Genomic DNA, 18,267 nt, shown 5'->3' on the forward strand with positions numbered 1-18,267 from the left:
CTTCAGACGTAAGCACATACGGCGTGCGCGGCTGGGGTTGGGAACATACGCACACAAAAGGAAAATAAGATGATTCAAACCGTATCGGATTTGCGCCAGTGGTGGGGAAAAAGTGAATTGGGTCAATATGTTTATGCTCAAGAATGGGATTTTTTCCAACAGGCGGCAGGCAGTTTGGCGGGGCGGCGAACGCTATTGACGGGGGCGTTTACCGAGCAATCGGCAGCGCAAATGGCAACACAGGGCGCGTTGTGGCAATGTGTCACACTTCCTGCCGATGTGTTGGCAGAAGAAACGGTTTTGCCTTGGCGCGACAATGTGTTTGATGTGGTATTGACGGCACACGCGGGCGATTTTGGTGTGTCGGTGGCAACGTGGCTTGCGGAACTGTATCGCGTGGTGCGTCCGTTTGGGTGTGTGGTGCTGACGGGGTTTAACCCTTATTCTTTATGGCGCATCGGCGGCAATGTGCCGCAGGTGGCGCAGTCGCTGCCGTTTACCCAATTTAAACACTGTGTGGCACAAGCAGGCTGGCAGGTGGCGCAAGGGCGTTTTATGCACTACCTGCCGCCTGTGGATTCTGCCAAATGGCTGCACAGAATGCGTTTTATGGAATTGGCGGGCAACCGCTGGTGGCCGCATGGCGCGGCGGTGTATGGTTTGGTATTACGCAAACAACGGGCGGGAATGCGTTGGCAGGCAGACGCGCAACCTTGCGGTTTTGCGCCTGAAGCGGTGGTATTGGGCGCGGCAAAACAGCCGTTTACGGGGCAGAATGCGCCAAACGGTGTTTGAATTGTTGTAATTGTTCCAATACATTGCGCGTGTGCAACTGGGGCAGACGAAAGGCAATCAGCATTTTCATCATTTGTGAAGCGGCTTGCAGGGCATGGGCATGATGCAGATTGCCTTCGGGCAATGCCAGCAGCACGGCACCAGAAACGGCAATATCTTGTGTTTGTGCTTGAGTGATGCGTTCGGGTGGGGCTTCAGGACGGATGCGGTACAGGGCTTCGGGGTGAATGGCATCGCCGTGGTGGTCGCGGCGCAAATCGGGACACAAACCCAAGGCATCTAACAACGCCCATTCAAAACGGCGCAAAGCCGCGGTGTGGGCTTGACGGGTACACAGTTCGCGCAACAGCCGTTCCAAGGCGGCGAACACGGCGGGATTGGGGTCTTCGGGCGCAGTTAAACGCAAAACCAGCTCGTGCGCGTACAATCCGCTAAACAGCAGCCGCGATTGCGGTTGCGCCCAACCGCCCAACCATTCGGCGCGGTGCAGGGTTTTCAATTCGTCTTTGCCATACCACGAAGCGGAAAACGGCACAAACGGCACAATCACACCGCGTAATTCCGAACCGCGTGTCCGCGCACTGCGGGCGAGTAGGGCGATGCGCCCGTGGTCGCGGCTGAACACGTCCAAACGCAGGCTGTTTTCGCGCCACGGCTTGCTGTTCAGTAAAAAAACGGGTTGTTTGTCGATGCGGTGGGGCGGGGGCATGGATTAAGGGGTGTCGGCAGACGGTAAATCCAAGGTCGCGCCTTGTTTGGGCAGCCATTTGTTGCCCACGCGCCACGCGCCTGCCGCATCTTCCAAACGCACATACCAATGCACGGCGGCAGGCAGGTTGCTTAATTCGGCAATGTATTCGCTTTTGTCGCCCGATGTGCCTGTGGCTTTTAGGGCGATGGTGGTGTCAAACTCTTGCTTGGCAGGGTGTAACAACACCAGCTGTAAGGGGCGTTCGCGCTCAAAATCGCCCGACACGAACACTTTGGCAGCGGTGTGTTCGGGATTAAACAGCAATTGGGCGCGGATGTGGCGTTTGAGGGCTTCGGCATCGCGTTCAATCTGCATATTGATGTATTTGCCGTCTTTGTAATAGTCGTCGCTGACCATATCGTTGCTGCCTGCGCGGGCAGAAATATACACGGTGGCAGCAGCGGCAAGAATCACCAAAATCGGTCCTGCCATCAGCAGCCAGAAGATTTTTTGTTTAAACCACGGTTGGCGGTCGGCGGCGGGTGGGTGTGTCATGCGTTATTCTCCGATAAAACTGGCTTTTTCTTTCAGGGTGCGGGTGTCGCTTTCGGGCGCATCGCTGTAGCGGTAGCGGAATTCAAATTCAATGGGGTGGCTACCTTTGTCGGCGTATTCGGGCTGGGTGGCAACCTGCACGGGTACGGTAATCAGCGTACCCGCAGGCACTTCCAAACCCTGTTCGGGAATGCCGGTTAAATAAATATCGTCAAACCCGCGCACACTCGCCCACACGGTTTGCGGTTTTTCGCTGGCGTTGTTGATTTTCAGGCTGTAGGCGTTTTCCAACAAACCCTGTTTGTTTTCGCGCACCATCACGCCGCGGTCTTTAAAAATATCAATATGCAGGGTTTGACGGGTAATCAGCCCTGCAATCACCGCACTGGCAGCAAGTGCCAAGAATCCGCCGTATAAGGCAACTTTGGGACGCAACAGCCGTTTTTTAATGTCTGCATCGCTGTATTCGTGTTTGAGGACGGCTTCGGTGGTGTAACGGATTAAGCCACGCGGATACTGCATTTTGTCCATGATTTCATCGCAAGCATCAATACAGGCAGCGCAACCGATGCATTGGTATTGCAAACCGTCGCGGATATCAATGCCCACGGGGCACACTTGCACACACATGGTGCAGTTGATGCAGTCGCCCAGTTTTTCGTCTTGGGGATTGGCGTTTTTTTTGCGTGCGCCGCGCGGTTCGCCGCGTTCGGCATCGTAGGAAATAATCAGCGTGTCGTGGTCAAACATGGCGCTTTGGAAGCGGGCATACGGACACATATGCAAACACACTTTTTCGCGCATAATATGCCCCAGCAGCCAAGTAAATGTGCCGTATATGGCAGCAGCCGTTATCGCACCACTGGCGGCGTTGCCTGTAAACAGGGCGGGAACAAATTCACGAATCGGCACAAACCAGCCTGCAAACGTAATGCCCGTCCACGCGGAAACGGCAATAATCAGCAGGTATTTGGTCAGCTTAATGGCGATTTTGCGGGCGTGCCACGGTTCTTTTTGCAGTTTCAAACGTTTGTTGCGGTCGCCTTCTACCAAATGGTCAATCCACAACATGATTTCGGTATAAACGGTTTGCGGACAGGCGTAACCACACCACAGCCTACCTGCAATGGTTGTCCACCAAAACAGCCCGAACGCACATACCATCAGCAATCCGCTTAATAAAAACAAATCGCTGGGAACCAATACGATGTCAAACAAATAAAAATGCCTTCCGCTGATGTCAAACCACACGGCTTGGCGGTTGTTCCACATCAGCCAAGGCACGCCGTAAAAAAATATTTGCGTGGCAAGCAGCACAAAAATCCGCAAATTGGCAAAACGCCCTGTGGCTTTTTTGGGGTGAATGCGCTGTCCTTCGGGGTGGATGTCAAAAACTTTTTTCTGTTTGGCAGCGGGTTTGTTCGGTTCGCTCATGGTTGGGTTCCAAAAGGTTTTTGATGGTTTTATTAGGGCGGGAATTATACGCTTTTTCAGTCAGCCGTTGCGCCTGTGTCGGCAATAGGCATTATAATGTGGCGGTGCTTTGAACAATATCAAATGAAAGGTCAGTTAATTATGTTATTGGGTGCAGCTATCGGTGATATAGTCGGTTCTCGTTTTGAGTTTGGCAACTATAAGGCAACCGATTTTGAGTTGTTTACCGAACAATCGGATTTTACCGATGATACGGTGTGTACGGTGGCGGTGGCAGAATGGGCGGCAGATGGCTGTCGGGGCGATTTGGCGCAAATAATGCGCCAGTGGTGCTGCCGTTATCCTGTCGTCCCCGGCGGATACGGTGTGCGCTTTGCTGAGTGGGTACAACGTGATGATGCGCCTGCTTACAACAGCTGGGGCAACGGTTCGGCGATGCGGGTGTCGGCGGTGGGGTGGGTGTTTGATTCGTTATCCGATACGCTGAACGCCGCTTGCGACAGCGCTGTGATTACCCACAATCACCCCGAAGGCATCAAAGGGGCGCAAGCCGTTGCCGCTGCGGTGTATTGGGCGCGTAATGGCGAAAGCAAACATTTTATCCGCCAAAATATCAGCGATTTATTTGGTTACGACCTGTCCCGCAACTGCGAGCAAATCCGTCCGCATTACCGTTTTGACCACAGCTGCCAAGGCACGGTACCACAGGCATTTGCCGCGTTTTTTGACGGCGAAAGTTTTGAAGATACCCTGCGTTTGTCCATATCGTTGGGTGGCGACAGCGACACTTTGGCGGCGATTGCCTGCAGCATTGCCGAAGCCTATTACCGCGCTTTGCCGAAAAATATGGTCAATGCGGCATTGACGCGTTTGCCTGATGAAATGGTGCGTGTGTTGGCGCGTATTCCTGCATAAAATAAAACGGTTAGCACATAAATTGCGCTAACCGTTTTTTATTTGACGGTACAGATTTTTAACGTTTGGCAAAGCCTTGTTTGTTCAAATACGCCAGCATATCGGGACGGATTTCGCCTTTAAAGGTGTCGTTAATCTGCTTGTTCCAATCCAAATCCAAACCGCGCAGGTTTTGATAATATTCGCCCACGGTTTGATTGTAAGACTGCAGGGTTTCGGCATCGGCGGCGCGGTATTCGTTTTCGGAAAGTACCGCCTGCACAGGCAAACGCGGACGTTGGTCGGGTTCGTGCGCGGGATGACCCAAGCACATACCTACCAGCGGAATCACGTGTTCGGGGATATTCAAAATATCGGAAACGCGCTGAATATCGTTGCGTACGCCACCGATATACACGCCGCCCAAACCGAGTGATTCGGCAGTCAGCAGCACGTTTTGGGCAAACAAGCCCACATCCACCGCGCCCACCATCAGCACTTCAATCCAATCGGTTTGCGCGTGCGGGGCAAAATGATGGTGGCGGTGCGCGTCAATACAAAATACCAAAAATTCGGCGCAGTTTTCCACATAGTGATGACCTTTCGGCACACCACCTGCCGCCACTTCGCGGATTTGTTTGCGTTTTTCGCGGTCGGTAACGCGAATCACGCTCACGCTTTGCAAAAAGCTGGACGTGGACGCCATTTGTCCCGCTTGGATAATTGCGTCAAACATTTCTGCTGAAATCGGCTCTTCGCTGAATTTGCGGATAGAACGGTGGTTTAATGCCGTAGCAAGTGCGGCTTGGCTGTTAAGCATAGCAGTGCCTTTGTGTGTGGGTTGGGGGAAGGGCGATTATATCGCCAATCGGCAGCAGGGCAAAACGATGGGCGCAGCGTGTTTACGCCAAACCTTTTTTCGCCAAATAGCTTTCGTAGTCGCCCAAATAGTGTTCAAAACCGCCTTTGCCGTCCAACTCAATAATCTGCGTGGCTAAAGACGACACAAACTGACGGTCGTGCGACACAAAAATCAGCGTGCCTTTGTATTTTTCCAATGCCATATTCAGCGACTCGATGCTTTCCATGTCCATGTGGTTGGTGGGTTCGTCCATAATCAGCACATTGGGCTTGAGCAGCAGCAGTTTGCCGTACAGCATCCGACCTTTTTCGCCGCCCGACAACACTTTAACCTGCTTGACCACATCATTGCTGCCAAACAGCAAACGCCCCAACGTGCCGCGAATCACTTGTTCGTCGTCGCCTTCCTGACCCCATTGGCGCATCCATTCGGTCAAATCCATGGCTACGTCAAAATCATTTTCGTGGTCTTGCGGATAATAGCCGATGGTGGCTTTTTCCGCCCATTTGATGCTGCCTGAATCGGCTTGCACGTCTGCCAGTTTTTCATCAAACGCGCCTGCCAATAATTTCAACAAAGTGGATTTACCCGCGCCGTTCGGACCAATCACCGCCAAACGCTCGCCCGCTTCCAAAATAAAGTTCAATTTTTCAAACAATTTATTTTCAAACGATTTGGACAAACCGTCCACTTCCACCGCCTGACGGTGCAGCTTGGATTTTTCGTCCATTTCAAAACGGATATACGGATTTTGACGGGTGGAAGGTTTCACTTCCACCATTTCCGCCTTGATTTTGTCTGCCTGTTTCAAGCGCGAAGTGGCTTGACGGGCTTTGGATTTGTTCGCCGAAAAACGCGCCACAAATTCTTGTAATTCCTGCAATTTTTCTTTGGCTTTGGCATTGTCTTTCATGGTGCGTTCACGCGCCTGTGCCGAAGCCAGCATATAGTCGTCGTAATTGCCGGGGTAAATGGTGATGGTGTTGTAGTCCAAATCCGCCATGTGGGTGCAGACTTCATTTAAAAAGTGGCGGTCGTGGGAAATAATAATCATGGTGGAATCGTATTGATTTAATACGCCTTCCAGCCAACGGATGGTGTTGATGTCCAAGTTGTTGGTCGGTTCGTCCAGCAGCAGAACATCGGGTTTGGAAAACAAGGCCTGCGCCAGCAACACACGCAACTTAAATCCAGGCGCGACTTCGCTCATGGTGGCGTTGTGCAGCGATTCTTCAATGCCCACGCCGCTTAACAGTTCCGCCGCACGCGCTTCGGCGGTGTAGCCGTCGTATTCGGCAAACTTGGCTTCCAGTTCCGCCGCACGCATATAGTCGTCTTCAGTGGCTTCCAAATTGGCGTAAATGGCATCGCGCTCGGTCATCGCCGCCCACATTTCGGTATGCCCCATCAGCACCACGTCCAAAACGCGCATGTCTTCATACGCAAACTGGTCTTGGCGCAGCTTGCCCAAGCGCACGCCGTGTTCAATCGCCACTTCGCCCGAAGTCTGCTCCAAATCGCCGCCGAGAATTTTCATAAAGGTGGATTTGCCCGAACCGTTGGCACCGATTAAGCCGTAGCGGTTGCCCTCGCCAAATTTAACGGATACGTTTTCAAACAATGGCTTTGCGCCAAACTGCATGGTAATGTTGTTGGTGGAAATCATGGTGTATTGCCAAAAATCAATCTATCAAACGGCGCGGATTGTAGCATGAAACGCTTGCGGTCGGTTTTTAGGCTGTACGAAAATGAAAATAGTATAATGACAATGTGTTAGAAAATCATGAAGGGTTTGGTGATGAAGTGGTTGGCAAGGACGGTTTTGGTAACGGCTATTGTGCTGGGGGTATGGGCAGCGGTATCGCCTTTGATGAATTTTCATGCACAACGGGTAGAAGCCAAACGGCTGTTACGCAAAACCATACAAAATGTGTTGGCAGAACTGCCCCCGCCGCACCATCCGATTAACGGCGATGCCATGCCGAAAAATGCCCATGCTTTCTTGCGTGAGGGCTACCGCTATTATCCGCAGCGCGATGCCTATAAATACACCTTTTTACCACGTTACCAATATAGCGGTAATGGAGAAGTTTCCCGTTTTAACAAAGTGACAATCGGTTCGACAGAGCGCTATATACCTGAACCTTTAGAGCGGCGCAGCCTATGGTTTCAAGCGGAAAACGGGCGTTGGCGTTGTTGGGCGGGGGTAACAGGCAAGGTAAGTAGCAATCTGTGCAACGACCGTGATATCGTGGCAAAACTCAATAAATCGGAACATGAAACAGCTTATGTAAACAGCAACCGTTGTGGTGATTTTGAGCAATGGCTATCCGATTGGGATAATTTGAGTGGGGTGTATCGCTTAGAAAATCAACATGCTGATAAAGTTTGGGTGGATATCGGCGTATCTAGTGGTGCAGATGTTTTGATTTTGCATTCCGACCATCCGCATACCGAATGGTATATTCAGGATTTATATCATCAGTATCGCGATTCCATTGGGCAGATTGTTATTTCGGGTACGGGTAGTGCCGTGATCTATCATATTGCCGACCGTTCTGCGCCTGTGATGACTGTTGCTCATGTGCAAAAAAGCTGTCCCATGCCCATACAAGGGCATTGGCAAACCATTTTGGCGCGTTTATTGAAATATGCACAGGCACAGGGAAGCGAAAAAACAAAAAATATTGTACTGACCAACCATCATACCTCGATTGTGGATGGGCTTACTCAACCAGTGGAAGTTGGTAGGGATAGGCAATATCGGGTGTATTATTACCGTGTTCACTCGGTAAACAGTGAAGCACAAAGGGAAATTGCCCCACAGATAAGCCAACATATCCGTGTCGCATGTACCCATCCACAGGGAAACCACTACCGCTATGAAGATTGCAAGAGTTTTTTTGGTATGCAGGAAATCCCTCAATATACTGGTAAGCCTTCTTATGATACGCATGAGGAACGTATCCGCGAATATTGGTTGGATATTGCCCTGCCGGCAGATATTTTGCATCAAATCGGATTAATCCGTTGGTCTGATTTTTGGGTGTTGCAGCCAAAAGGAAAGGATTGAGATAGATATGGAAGCGTTCTTGGTAGCCATGATTATTGTGGTGATTATTTTGATATATTTTGCTGCTGCAATTGGTTTTTATGGTGTGGCAGGATTATGGATAATCAGCCGTGTATTTTTCTATCTGTCAAGTTTTTACCGTATCCGCAAACCTGTGCTTTCGCGCGGATGGGATATTTATGCGGCTGTGGGTGCGTATGAGCTGTTTGGTGCGGTGGCGGCGGATATTGCCGTATTGGGTGCCAGTGTGCGTGCCAATCATGATGTGCTGGCTTTGCGGACATTATATTCTGCTTTGTTTTGGACGGCGCTGGTGTGGGCGAATTTGCCTTTATTGCCGTTGTTGTGGCAACGCAGGCGTATTGTTGCAACAAATATTTATTTGGTGCGGGCTTGGCGGTGCTGGTTGTGGCTGGCGGGGGCAATGGTGGTGGCAATATTGTTGGGGGCGTTGGCGCATATTCCGTCTTGGGGAAAGATTTACGGTGAGTTTTTGGCGACAATGTATTTTTGGCGAAGTGGATTGCATCATTGGTTAGAGGCAGACAGTATCCGTACTGCGACTGATTTTGCTGTACCTGTATTGCGTTATGGTGGGGCGTGGCTGGTGGATATATGTTGTTTGGTGATGATGTTATTGCCTTGGGTGGGTTTTGTCTCTATGGCATTGTCGCCTGAACCCTGCTCTTCTGCGCCAAAAGGCAAATACATTATTCGGCGCAAATAATTTGCCCCGCTGTATTGAATGAAGCAGCGGGGCAGGTGGTGTTAAGCAATGCTTTGTTGCAATTGGCTTAAAATTTCGTTTTTAACGGTATCTACGCTTTGTAAGCCGTTTACTTTAATGTAACGCGGGGGACGTTCGCCGTCAAAATTGCCGTAAAAGCCCACCAATACGGCGGTTTGTTCGTGATAGACGGCAAGGCGTTTTTGTACGGTTTCGGCTTTGTCGTCGTCGCGCTGTACCAAGTCTTCGCCTGTTTCGTCGTCTTTGCCTGCCACTTTGGGGGGATTGTGGACGATGTGGTAGCTGCGACCTGATGCGGGATGAACGCGGCGTCCGCTGATGCGCTCGACAATGGCTTCATCGGGTACATCAATTTCTACAACGGCATCTAGGGCAATGCCTGCTTCTTGTAGGGCTTGGGCTTGGGCAAGGGTGCGCGGGAAGCCGTCAAACAAAAAGCCGTTGGCGCAGTCGTCTTGGGAGATGCGTTCTTTGACCATGGCGATAATCAAATCGTCGCGTACCAGTGCGCCTGCGTCCATAATGGCTTTGGCTTCCATGCCCAATGCGGTGCCTGCTTTGATGTTGGCACGCAGCATGTCGCCTGTGGAAATTTGGGGAATATTAAAGGCTTGGGTAATGAATTGTGCCTGTGTGCCTTTGCCCGCGCCTGGTGCGCCCAAAAGTAAAACTTTCACGGGGGTGTTCCTTATAAGTTGCTGCTGAAAAAAACGATACGGCGGCGGGCAGGATGCTGCGCCGCCGCCTATGGTTTATTTTTTCTTGTCGCCGTCTTCTTTTACGGCGTCTTCTTTGCTTTCTTTAGCGGGTTGGTCTGCTTCTTTGGCAGCGGCTTTGTCCTCGCCTTTGGCGGGCTTGTCGTCTGCTTTGGCGGGTTTGCTGTCTTTGGCTTTGCTGCCTGCACCTGCTTTGGCTGCGCCTTTTTCTACTTTGACAATTTTCATGTCAAATACCAATACGGAATTGGCGGGGATTTTGGGCGTGGGCGAGTCTTTGCCATAAGCCAGTTTGGCGGGGATGTAAATGGTGTATTCGCCGCCTTCTTTCATCAGCTGCAGGGCTTCATTCCAGCCTGCAATCAAGCCATTGTCTTTTGCCAACGGTACGGGGAAGGGTTCGCCGCCGTGTTGTTTGGTGCTGTCAAATTCGGTGCCGTCAATCAGCTTGCCAGTGTATTCGACCATTACGCCGTCACCCATCACGGGGCTGTCGCCCGTACCTTCTTTGATGATTTTGTACTGCAAGCCTGATTCGGTGGTTTTTACGCCTGCTTTGTCTTTGTTCTCAGAAAGGAATTTTTCGCCTTTTTCCAAGTTCTCTTCGGCTTTCTTGGCAGTGGCTTCTTCCATGTTTTTAACAAATTTCTGCATGATTTCAGGAACTTGTTCATCTTTGATTTTTGGCTCTTTGCCGTCAAAGCGGTCTTGTACGGCTTCCAGCAGCACTTTGATGTCCAATTCGCCGCCGCTGTCTTTTACTTCCAGCAGCTGTTTGCCAAATTGCGAACCCAAAACATAGCTGATTTGTTTGGCATCGCTTTCCAAGCCTGCGGGTGCAGAGGCGGAAGAAGAAGATGCGCCCGAAGCGGCAGCAGCCGTGCCAGAAGCGGCGTTGCCGGCAGGCGGCGGGTTACAGGCGGCAAGAATGCAGGCGCTTAATACGGCAAGCGGAAAAAGGGTGTGTCGTTTCATGAATTTGTCTCTCGTTTATGGATTGGGCTTAAAAAAAGCGGAAACGCCATTATAACGTTTTGCCGTCGCCGTACAAAGTGCTTGCGCGTATAATGTCGCTTTTTGCCCGAAAGTCGCATCATTATGTTTTCCGTTTCTGAAGACACCCCCGCCGAAGCTGCCGATTATTTTGAACAGGCGGTACAACAGCTGCACACTGTGCGCGATTTTGTCCGTTTTGCCGTCAGCCGTTTTAACGAAGCCGAATTGTTTTTCGGACACGGCAGCGACAACGCCCGCGACGAAGCCGTTTATTTGGTCTTGCATACCTTAAACCTGCCTTTAGACGATATCGACAGCTATTGGGACGCCCGTTTGTTGGACGGCGAAAAAAGCGATATTGCCGCTGTGTTGGCGCGACGTGTGAATGAACGCATTCCCGCCGCGTATTTAACCCATCGCGCCTATCAGGGCGGATTTGAGTTTTATGTAGATGAACGGGTAATTGTGCCGCGTTCGTTTATTGCCGAAGTATTGGGTGAACCCTTGCGCCCATGGATTGAATATGATGAGTTGGTACACAGTGCTTTGGATTTGTGTACGGGCAGCAGTGCCTTGGCGATACAGATGGCGCATCATTATCCCGATGCTGCGGTAGATGCGGTGGACATCAGTTTGGATGCTTTGGAAGTGGCAGCTATCAATGTGGAACATTACGGTTTGGAAGAACGCATCAATCTGATTCATACCGATATGTTTGAAGGTTTGGACGGAACGTATGATTTGATTGTGTCCAATCCGCCTTATGTGGATGCCGAATCGGTTGCCGCTTTGCCTGACGAATACCTGCACGAACCCGAAATCGCCCTTGGCAGCGGCGAAGACGGCTTGGATGCGGTGCGCGAAATTTTGGCGCGTGCGCCTGATTTATTGAACCCGCACGGCGTACTGGTAGTAGAAATCGGGCATAACCGCGATGTGTTAGAACAGGCATTCCCGCAATTGCCGTTTGTGTGGTTGCCCACCAGCGGCGGCGACGGTTTTGTGTTTTTGCTGACCAAAGAGCATTTGGACGCAGCACGCGCTGAAAGCTGATTGTTTATTTTTGGAAAAACTTTGGGGCAAGATGCCGTTTGAAAGCATCTTGCCCCAATGGTTTTTAAGGCGCGGCGTGCTGCTGTGTCGCTGTATCGCTAAAACGGATGCCGTATTTGTGTAAAGTCTGTTTTAACAAACGGTTGTCGCGGTTTTGCTGCCAACTTTCCTGCCACACGTTGCGGGCTTTTTCCTGCTCGCCCATCGCCCAATAGGTTTCACCCAAATGTGCTGCCACTTCGGCAGTGGGGGCTTGTTCGTAAGCATATTGCAGATAGGGCAGTGCGGTTTTGGGGTCGCCTTTTTTGAAATACACCCAACCGATGCTGTCGTTAATTTCGGGGCTGTTGGGCTCAAGGCGGTAGGCTTCGCGAATCAGCGTAAAGGCTTCTTCAATGTGTTTGTCGCCTGTTTCCAACAGGGTATAACCCAAGGCGTTCAGCCCTTGGGCATTATTGGGTTTAAGGCGCAGATAGTGGCGGAAATCGGCAATGGCGTCTTGTTTGCGTTTCAGGCTGTCGGCATACAGGATGCCGCGCTGGTACACAGCCAGCGCCAAATGCGGGATATCATCGGGGTGGGTGCCGAGTTTGCGGATTAGACGGTTGAGATGGCTGAGTTTTTTATGCGGTGAAGTGCTGTCTTCGTGCAGGGAAAACAGTTCCAGCTCAATTAAGTCGCCATGATTGAAAAACAGGCCTTGACGGTTGTCGCCCGTTTTGTGTTTGGCGGCAAATTGCAGGGCTTGCCGCCATTGTTTTTGCTCGGCTGCCAGCGATACTTGCAAAACCAGTTTGTCAAGGGCGGTTTCGGCGGCGGTAATGCGTTTAATCCATTGTTCGCCTTCGCTAAAACGGTGTTCTGCCAGCAGGCGGATGGCTGCCAGCACCGCTGCACGGGATTTTTGCAGGGGCGTGCCGTAGTGGTGGGCTTTTTCCAAATAGGAAAGGGTGGTGTTGAGGTCTTTTTGGTGCTGGTACGACAAAATGGCGGCTTGAATATACAAATCGGCGTTGTTGTTTTGACGGGTCAGCAGTTTTTGCAAACGCTCGTAAGCGGCTTCGTATTTTTGTTCCTGAATCAGGCTTTCCACTTCCAATGCCTGCCAGATAAGGGGCAGTTTGGCACTGTCGGTCTGTCGGAAAAATTCGGGCAGCAGTTTAGGGTTGTCGCGAACAATCAAACCCAATGCCAAACGGGTGGGGTCGGGCAGTTCGTTGTCGTTGTCGGTCAGGTCGGCGAGTTTTTGCAAATCGCGTACGGCTTGTTTGTGGTTGCCTGTTATCGAGTCAAACAATGCCGAAGCAATCACGGCTTCGGTCATATCGGGGTAACGGTTGGCAGCGCGGCGCAGCGGTTTTAAAATTTTGGCGGCAACGGCGTGGTTGTCCGAGCCGACATGTGCCAGCAGCAGAAAAATACGTTTTGCCTGTTCTTCGGTGGCTTCGGTAATCACATTTTCCAAATCGCGCGACACTTGTTCGGTATCGCCCATTGCCAATGCGCGTGTCCATGTGATGCGTCTTTGTGCTGGACTGGGTTTGGGCTCTACCTGCCGCCACAGCGCATAGGCTAGGTCGGCGGTGGCGTGGTCGCGCATACTCGCTGCCAATTCAATGGTGCGCTCTGCCACTTCGGGGTCTTTGCTTTTTTGCAAAACCGCCATATAGGTATTCAGTGCCAAACGCGATTGTCCGCGTTCGGCGGCGATTTCTGCGCCCAGCAGGGCAAACAGGTTTTGGGTGTTTTCCAAAATCTGACGGCGGCGGTGCAGGTCGGCGGTGCGTTCCGCTTCGCTCATCGGACGCGTTTTGGCAGAAGGACGGAAGGTTTTTTCGGCTTGCGGCGTGTAGGCATGGAGGCTTGAGGCGATTGCCAGCAGCAAAGCCGCCGCCACAGGGCGGCCGGTTCGTATGGTCGGATAAGGCATCGGTGGCATTTCCTTGCAATAGGGTGGGAAAGGTGCGGTTGCACACAAACAACAACCGTTCTACACGGGCATCACAGAACAAATTACGCCCAAAATTCCCCATTATACCATACGCCTGCCCGCAGCGGCGGAGCAGGTGCGGATTTGGCACACATCGGGTATAATGCGCCCGTTTTCCGCCTTTTTAGGAGCGCACACCATGTCTGAAGAAACCCCGATTATTTTTACCGATGCCTGCTGCACCAAAGTAGCCGATTTGATTGCCGAAGAAAACAACCCCGATTTGATGCTGCGGGTGTTTGTCAACGGCGGCGGCTGTTCGGGCTTCCAATACGGTTTTACCTTTGACGAAATCAAAAACGACGACGATTTTGAAATTGAAAAAAACGGCTTGAAATTTTTGGTGGACCCGATGAGCTATCAATACTTAATCGGCGCAGAAATCGACTACACCGAAAGCCTGCACGGTTCGCAGTTTGTCATCCGTAATCCCAACGCCACCACCACTTGCGGCTGCGGCTCATCGTTTTCTGTATAAAACTGCCCATAAATGGCACAAAACCGCCCCCAGCATGGCTGTCGGGCGGTTATTTTGTGGTATGATGGCAGCTTAATTTTGTTTTGTCAGCCCGCGCCGCTGTGTCAGGGCATCATCACTTCCATTACGATTGTACAAACGATAATAAATAGGTAAACAAATGAAAAAAATATTACTGGCTACCGTTGTGCCTGTTTTTTTGGCGGTTTTTCTAGGCGCACCCTATTATTTGGGCAGCAAGGCCCGCGAAACCCTAACCGAACAGCACCGCGTGTTGGCAGATACCTTCTTTTTTGACGTGGTGTCGCACCAATACGACCAAGGCTGGTTCAGTTCCACCGAAACCACAGTGGTGCGCTTCCATCCCAACCTGCTGTCCAATATGTCCAAGCAGTTGCCCGACAACATCCGCACCGTATTGGACAAACCCGTTACCATGGTCAATCACGTTAAACACGGCTTGTTTGCCGATGGTTTAACGCCTGTGCGTGCCAGCGTGCGTACCGAATTTCGTTTTGACCCCGAAGTACAAAAAATCCTGACCCGTTTTTTTAACGGAAAAACCCCGTTTACCGCCACCAATACCATTTATTTAAGCGGTGGTGGTAAATTGGATGTGGGCGTAGCCGCTTTTGATTACGAAGAACTTTCCGGTATCAAGCTGGATTGGAAAGGCATGAAAGCCCGCGTGGATTATCAAAACGGTTTTAAACGTTATACCACCAATTTCACCATTCCGGGCTTGAAAGCCAAGCTTGCCGATATGGGCGAAATCGTGATTGAAGACGTTACCATGCAAACCGAAACCCGCGAGGGCAGCAACGGCATGGCATTGGGTTCGTCTGATACCAAGCTGGGACGTTTTGATATTGCGTGGAAAGAAAGCATTGATTACAACCTGCGTTTAAATGATTTGGTAAACGCAGTAACCGATTTGCAAATTGGCGCGTTTATCAATCCCACAGGTACGATTCCACCGTCTAAAATTTCGGTACACAAATTGGCGTATCAAAGCCAAACGGACGAAAACAAAGGCTTTATTGATGCTAAAGGACGTTTTTCGTTTGAAAAACTGATGTATGGCGATGCCGAATACGGACCTTTGGATATTGATGTGGCTGCCGAACATTTGGACGCAAAAAGCCTGACCGCCTTAAAAGCGCGTTGGCAGAAAATGAGCACCAGCAAAATTGACCCCGATAAGTTTCAAGATGAAATGTTGGCTTCGCTGCGTAATGAAGGTGCGGGCTTATTTACCAACGACCCTGTGGTAAAAGTAAACAAATTTGAGCTGGCACTGCCTGCGGGGCATATTAAAATCAATGGCGGTTTGCGTTTTAACGGTTTGCAAGTGGCTGATTTGGATAATTTTACCAATTTGGTTGCCAAAATGAATGCCGATATCAAGCTGGACGTATCGCAAAAAGTGTTTGAATCGTTTGCGGTAACACAGGCGCGTAGTCTGTTTGCCACCGATGCGCCCGAAGAAGGCGGCGAGCAGGCGAATTTAAACGATAAAGAACAGCAGGATGTAGATGAAACGGTGCGTTTGATTATGACATCTATGCTGGATAATTTGAGCCGCGAAGGTTACATCACGCTTGCCGACAATACGGTTAAAACCGATGTTTTGCTGGAAAACGGTAAGGTAAAAATGAACGGTAAGCCGTTTGTGATGCAGGCAGACGAAGATGTGTTGAAAGACGTGGAACCCGACAGCGATACGCCGTCGTCTGCCAATTGATAATAAACGATAAGTACAGGATACGATTATGTACCAATACCAATCTGAAACCACACAGTTTTTAAATGATTATTTGCAACAAAACCCTGAAGAGGCGCAGCGCCGTTTGGATAACCGTGGCTTGTTGTGGGATGTAACGCTGGACGAGGAAGAGCAGGCGGGTTTTGCGGCGGCGAAATTGCCTAAAAAACCTTATGCTTATCAGCCCGATTAAGTATTTTTGTGTGTTTAAAACGACGGCGGGGCGCGTTTGTGCCTTGCTGCGGCAGTGTGTCAGATGACTGTTGAATCTGTTGAGCTTACCGCGCCTTTGCGCGGTTACCTGCGCCAAATCAGCGAACCTGAATCCCCCATTCTTGCCGAAATCCGCGCCCAAACGGCTTCGCACCGTTTGGGCAATATGGCGGTTGCACCCGAACAGGCGGCTTTGCTGGCGTGGCTGGCGCGGCTGATGGGGGTGCAGCGTTATTTGGAAATCGGGGTGTTTACGGGCTACAGCAGCACGGCAATGGCGTTGGCATTGCCCGAACACGCTCAAATCAGTTGTTGCGATATCAGCATCACTTTTACCGAAATGGCGCGGCAAAATTGGCAAAAAGCAGGGGTTGAACATAAAATAAGCCTGTATCTTCAACCGGCTCTGATTACTTTGCGCGAATTGGCCGAAGCAGGGGAGGGCGGCAGTTATGATTTGGCACTGATTGATGCCGATAAGCAGTTTATCCCTGAGTATTACGAGGCCTGCCTGCAATTGGTGCGTTCGGGTGGTGTGATTGCCATCGACAATATTTTGTCGCATGGGCGCACTGCACAACCCGATGCCCCCGATGCGCCGCCGGGACATGCCCGCTTACGCGCGTTTAACGCGGCACTGCCCGCCGATAAACGTGTGATACCGCTGGCTTTGCCCTTGGGCGACGGGCTGACTTTGTTGCTGAAAAAATAGCCGTATCGATTTGATATGGCGTGGTTTGCCCGATTTTGATTTTGCCCCGCATCCGTGCCGGACGTTTTATCCGCACCGCAGACGGGCGCGCCCCGAAGCGCACCGATTGTTTGCCCGCTGCATTGACCAACCCGTTTGATATTACCCCATAATCATTATGAAAAAGACCAACCGTCTGCTGACTTTGTGCGCCTTAAGCCCGCTGACCGCCTGTGTCGGCGTGGCACCCATGGGCGTGTCTTCTTATCCCGCACCCATCCGAAATCCTGTTGCCGAACGGCTGAACGAACGTCCTTTACAGCCCGTGGCGGTGTCGCCGCAGGCTAATGCTGCTTATACTGCTGCCCAAGCGCCTTACCGTTTGCAGCCCTTACCTGCAGCACAAACCGCTGTCGTACCCGCTAATGTGCGCCCTGTGGCGGTACAGCCCCAGCCTGTGGCGGTGGTACAGCAGCCTGTTGCCGTTTTGCCGCAACCTGTACCGCTCACTGCCACTGTTCCTGCCGTTTATGCGGGCGACCCCGTGTATTTGGAACAGCAAAAACAAATCCACCTGCTGACCACCCAAAACATCCAATTGCGCCAGCAGGTAGATTATTTGAGCCAGCGTTTGGAGCAGATTGAGCGCCACCGTGCGCCGGTTGCCCTTGTGCCGCAGCGTCCCAACAAGAAAAAAACGCCGCCGCCTGTCCGCAAAACCCAACAAGTAGTGCGTATCCCCCCCGAAAACATTACGCCCGATATGAGTGCCTACCGCAGCAAAATGACCGACCCCACCGAGGAAAACCTGAAGCTGGCACGTCAGCAGTTCCGCCGTGGCGATTACAAAGGCGTGTTGCACACCTTGCGCGGCATTGACGGCGGCGGTAACGGCAGCACCGCAGCCCGCCACAGCATGTATTTGTTGCTGCAAACCAATTTGCGCCTGAACCATTGCCAATCGGTGATTCAAATCGGACAACGTTTGGCATCGCGCTATGCCAACAGCCCCGAAGCCGCCGAAGCCCTGTACACCGTGGGCGAATGCCAGCGCGGTATCCAACAACAGGATATTGCCCGCGACACATGGCGCAAGCTGATTTCCAGCTATCCGAATAGCCCCGCCGCCCGCCGCGCCCGTTCCTTGTTAAAAATCTAGGCTTTGATGCCCGTTTGTCGCTGTACGGCAAACGGGCATTGCTTTACTCTGTTAAAAAAGATTAACACTTTTCGGGTGCTTTGCCGTAAAATCGGCACGGATTGCAAGGTGTGCAATCCCCATTTTTAATATTTTTAATGCAGCGGCAAACTGC

Annotated in this window: 18 protein-coding genes; 10 read left to right on the forward strand and 8 right to left on the reverse strand. The window is 51.3% G+C overall.

Annotated elements, in window-relative coordinates:
- Nucleotides 1-69 precede the first annotated feature (69 nt).
- The gene (locus tag H3L98_RS05990; protein ID WP_051531949.1) at nucleotides 70-795 is read left to right on the forward strand and encodes a methyltransferase domain-containing protein; all 726 of its coding nucleotides are present in this window, start codon (nucleotides 70-72) and stop codon (nucleotides 793-795) included.
- Here H3L98_RS05990 and recO read toward each other — a convergent pair.
- The 3 genes from recO to ccoG are packed head-to-tail and all read right to left on the reverse strand — an operon-like array spanning nucleotide 764 to nucleotide 3,475.
- On the reverse strand, nucleotides 764-1,504 hold the full coding sequence (recO, locus tag H3L98_RS05995) for a DNA repair protein RecO (RefSeq protein WP_027021197.1): 741 nt from the start codon (nucleotides 1,502-1,504) through the stop codon (nucleotides 764-766). The two genes, H3L98_RS05990 and recO, sit on opposite strands and share 32 nt — an antisense overlap.
- 3 nt (nucleotides 1,505-1,507) lie before the next feature.
- Complete coding sequence (locus H3L98_RS06000; protein WP_027021198.1) at nucleotides 1,508-2,041, reverse strand: FixH family protein; 534 nt, start codon at nucleotides 2,039-2,041, stop codon at nucleotides 1,508-1,510.
- Nucleotides 2,042-2,044: 3 nt separating this feature from the next.
- A complete protein-coding gene (ccoG, locus tag H3L98_RS06005) occupies nucleotides 2,045-3,475 on the reverse strand; it encodes a cytochrome c oxidase accessory protein CcoG (protein ID WP_027021199.1) in 1,431 nt (476 codons plus the stop codon).
- Between the two features lie 123 nt (nucleotides 3,476-3,598).
- On the opposite strand from ccoG, the gene H3L98_RS06010 reads away from it, so the two are divergent.
- Nucleotides 3,599-4,390 (forward strand): ADP-ribosylglycohydrolase family protein, encoded by a 792-nt coding sequence (locus H3L98_RS06010; protein WP_246327793.1) that lies wholly within the window; start codon nucleotides 3,599-3,601, stop codon nucleotides 4,388-4,390.
- 58 nt (nucleotides 4,391-4,448) lie between these two features.
- Here H3L98_RS06010 and nfsA read toward each other — a convergent pair whose 3' ends face one another.
- The gene (gene nfsA / locus H3L98_RS06015) at nucleotides 4,449-5,189 is read right to left on the reverse strand and encodes an oxygen-insensitive NADPH nitroreductase (protein ID WP_027021201.1); all 741 of its coding nucleotides are present in this window, start codon (nucleotides 5,187-5,189) and stop codon (nucleotides 4,449-4,451) included.
- 82 nt (nucleotides 5,190-5,271) lie between these two features.
- Complete coding sequence (locus H3L98_RS06020; RefSeq protein ID WP_027021202.1) at nucleotides 5,272-6,897, reverse strand: ABC-F family ATPase; 1,626 nt, start codon at nucleotides 6,895-6,897, stop codon at nucleotides 5,272-5,274.
- Between the two features lie 132 nt (nucleotides 6,898-7,029).
- On the opposite strand from H3L98_RS06020, the gene H3L98_RS06025 reads away from it, so the two are divergent.
- Together H3L98_RS06025 and H3L98_RS06030 are read left to right on the forward strand one after the other, a co-directional pair.
- On the forward strand, nucleotides 7,030-8,304 hold the full coding sequence (locus tag H3L98_RS06025) for a hypothetical protein (RefSeq protein WP_156932192.1): 1,275 nt from the start codon (nucleotides 7,030-7,032) through the stop codon (nucleotides 8,302-8,304).
- 7 nt (nucleotides 8,305-8,311) lie between these two features.
- Nucleotides 8,312-9,031, forward strand: a complete 720-nt coding sequence (locus H3L98_RS06030) for a hypothetical protein (protein ID WP_027021204.1) — start codon at nucleotides 8,312-8,314, stop codon at nucleotides 9,029-9,031.
- 41 nt (nucleotides 9,032-9,072) lie between these two features.
- Here the strand turns inward: H3L98_RS06030 and adk are convergent, their stop codons facing one another.
- Nucleotides 9,073-9,729, reverse strand: a complete 657-nt coding sequence (gene adk / locus H3L98_RS06035; RefSeq protein ID WP_027021205.1) for an adenylate kinase — start codon at nucleotides 9,727-9,729, stop codon at nucleotides 9,073-9,075.
- A gap of 75 nt (nucleotides 9,730-9,804) precedes the next feature.
- Complete coding sequence (locus H3L98_RS06040) at nucleotides 9,805-10,743, reverse strand: BamJ family beta-barrel-assembly machinery protein (RefSeq protein ID WP_051531950.1); 939 nt, start codon at nucleotides 10,741-10,743, stop codon at nucleotides 9,805-9,807.
- A 123-nt stretch (nucleotides 10,744-10,866) separates the two neighbouring features.
- Here H3L98_RS06040 and prmB point away from each other — a divergent pair, with 123 nt between their 5' ends.
- Nucleotides 10,867-11,817: a 50S ribosomal protein L3 N(5)-glutamine methyltransferase gene (gene prmB, locus H3L98_RS06045; protein WP_051531951.1), complete on the forward strand. Its 951-nt coding sequence runs from the start codon at nucleotides 10,867-10,869 to the stop codon at nucleotides 11,815-11,817.
- A 64-nt stretch (nucleotides 11,818-11,881) separates the two neighbouring features.
- Here prmB and H3L98_RS06050 read toward each other — a convergent pair whose 3' ends face one another.
- Entirely contained in the window at nucleotides 11,882-13,747 is a 1,866-nt protein-coding gene (locus H3L98_RS06050) for a tetratricopeptide repeat protein (protein ID WP_051531952.1), read from the reverse strand.
- Between the two features lie 199 nt (nucleotides 13,748-13,946).
- On the opposite strand from H3L98_RS06050, the gene erpA reads away from it, so the two are divergent.
- The 5 genes from erpA to H3L98_RS06075 all read left to right on the forward strand — a co-directional run bounded on the left by erpA (nucleotide 13,947) and on the right by H3L98_RS06075 (nucleotide 18,113).
- On the forward strand, nucleotides 13,947-14,285 hold the full coding sequence (gene erpA / locus H3L98_RS06055; protein WP_027021207.1) for an iron-sulfur cluster insertion protein ErpA: 339 nt from the start codon (nucleotides 13,947-13,949) through the stop codon (nucleotides 14,283-14,285).
- A 160-nt stretch (nucleotides 14,286-14,445) separates the two neighbouring features.
- Nucleotides 14,446-16,029, forward strand: coding sequence for a YdgA family protein (locus H3L98_RS06060; RefSeq protein WP_027021208.1), 1,584 nt, complete (start codon nucleotides 14,446-14,448; stop codon nucleotides 16,027-16,029).
- Nucleotides 16,030-16,057: 28 nt separating this feature from the next.
- Nucleotides 16,058-16,243: a DUF3460 family protein gene (locus H3L98_RS06065; protein WP_027021209.1), complete on the forward strand. Its 186-nt coding sequence runs from the start codon at nucleotides 16,058-16,060 to the stop codon at nucleotides 16,241-16,243.
- Between the two features lie 63 nt (nucleotides 16,244-16,306).
- Nucleotides 16,307-16,975 (forward strand): class I SAM-dependent methyltransferase, encoded by a 669-nt coding sequence (locus H3L98_RS06070; protein ID WP_027021210.1) that lies wholly within the window; start codon nucleotides 16,307-16,309, stop codon nucleotides 16,973-16,975.
- 157 nt (nucleotides 16,976-17,132) lie between these two features.
- Nucleotides 17,133-18,113 (forward strand): tetratricopeptide repeat protein, encoded by a 981-nt coding sequence (locus H3L98_RS06075; RefSeq protein WP_051531953.1) that lies wholly within the window; start codon nucleotides 17,133-17,135, stop codon nucleotides 18,111-18,113.
- Nucleotides 18,114-18,267: the final 154 nt, after the last annotated feature.

The organism is Conchiformibius steedae (assembly GCF_014054725.1).
GTDB lineage: Bacteria > Pseudomonadota > Gammaproteobacteria > Burkholderiales > Neisseriaceae > Conchiformibius > Conchiformibius steedae.

Bases quoted from the DNA above. Each gene is read 5' to 3' on its own strand.
- H3L98_RS05990 (WP_051531949.1), top strand. From the start codon at position 70: ATGATTCAAACCGTATCGGATTTGCGCCAGTGGTGGGGAAAAAGTGAA.
- recO (WP_027021197.1), bottom strand. From the start codon at position 1,504: ATGCCCCCGCCCCACCGCATCGACAAACAACCCGTTTTTTTACTGAAC.
- H3L98_RS06000 (WP_027021198.1), bottom strand. From the start codon at position 2,041: ATGACACACCCACCCGCCGCCGACCGCCAACCGTGGTTTAAACAAAAA.
- ccoG (WP_027021199.1), bottom strand. From the start codon at position 3,475: ATGAGCGAACCGAACAAACCCGCTGCCAAACAGAAAAAAGTTTTTGAC.
- H3L98_RS06010 (WP_246327793.1), top strand. From the start codon at position 3,599: ATGAAAGGTCAGTTAATTATGTTATTGGGTGCAGCTATCGGTGATATA.
- nfsA (WP_027021201.1), bottom strand. From the start codon at position 5,189: ATGCTTAACAGCCAAGCCGCACTTGCTACGGCATTAAACCACCGTTCT.
- H3L98_RS06020 (WP_027021202.1), bottom strand. From the start codon at position 6,897: ATGATTTCCACCAACAACATTACCATGCAGTTTGGCGCAAAGCCATTG.
- H3L98_RS06025 (WP_156932192.1), top strand. From the start codon at position 7,030: ATGAAGTGGTTGGCAAGGACGGTTTTGGTAACGGCTATTGTGCTGGGG.
- H3L98_RS06030 (WP_027021204.1), top strand. From the start codon at position 8,312: ATGGAAGCGTTCTTGGTAGCCATGATTATTGTGGTGATTATTTTGATA.
- H3L98_RS06040 (WP_051531950.1), bottom strand. From the start codon at position 10,743: ATGAAACGACACACCCTTTTTCCGCTTGCCGTATTAAGCGCCTGCATT.
- prmB (WP_051531951.1), top strand. From the start codon at position 10,867: ATGTTTTCCGTTTCTGAAGACACCCCCGCCGAAGCTGCCGATTATTTT.
- H3L98_RS06050 (WP_051531952.1), bottom strand. From the start codon at position 13,747: ATGCCTTATCCGACCATACGAACCGGCCGCCCTGTGGCGGCGGCTTTG.
- erpA (WP_027021207.1), top strand. From the start codon at position 13,947: ATGTCTGAAGAAACCCCGATTATTTTTACCGATGCCTGCTGCACCAAA.
- H3L98_RS06060 (WP_027021208.1), top strand. From the start codon at position 14,446: ATGAAAAAAATATTACTGGCTACCGTTGTGCCTGTTTTTTTGGCGGTT.
- H3L98_RS06065 (WP_027021209.1), top strand. From the start codon at position 16,058: ATGTACCAATACCAATCTGAAACCACACAGTTTTTAAATGATTATTTG.
- H3L98_RS06070 (WP_027021210.1), top strand. From the start codon at position 16,307: ATGACTGTTGAATCTGTTGAGCTTACCGCGCCTTTGCGCGGTTACCTG.
- H3L98_RS06075 (WP_051531953.1), top strand. From the start codon at position 17,133: ATGAAAAAGACCAACCGTCTGCTGACTTTGTGCGCCTTAAGCCCGCTG.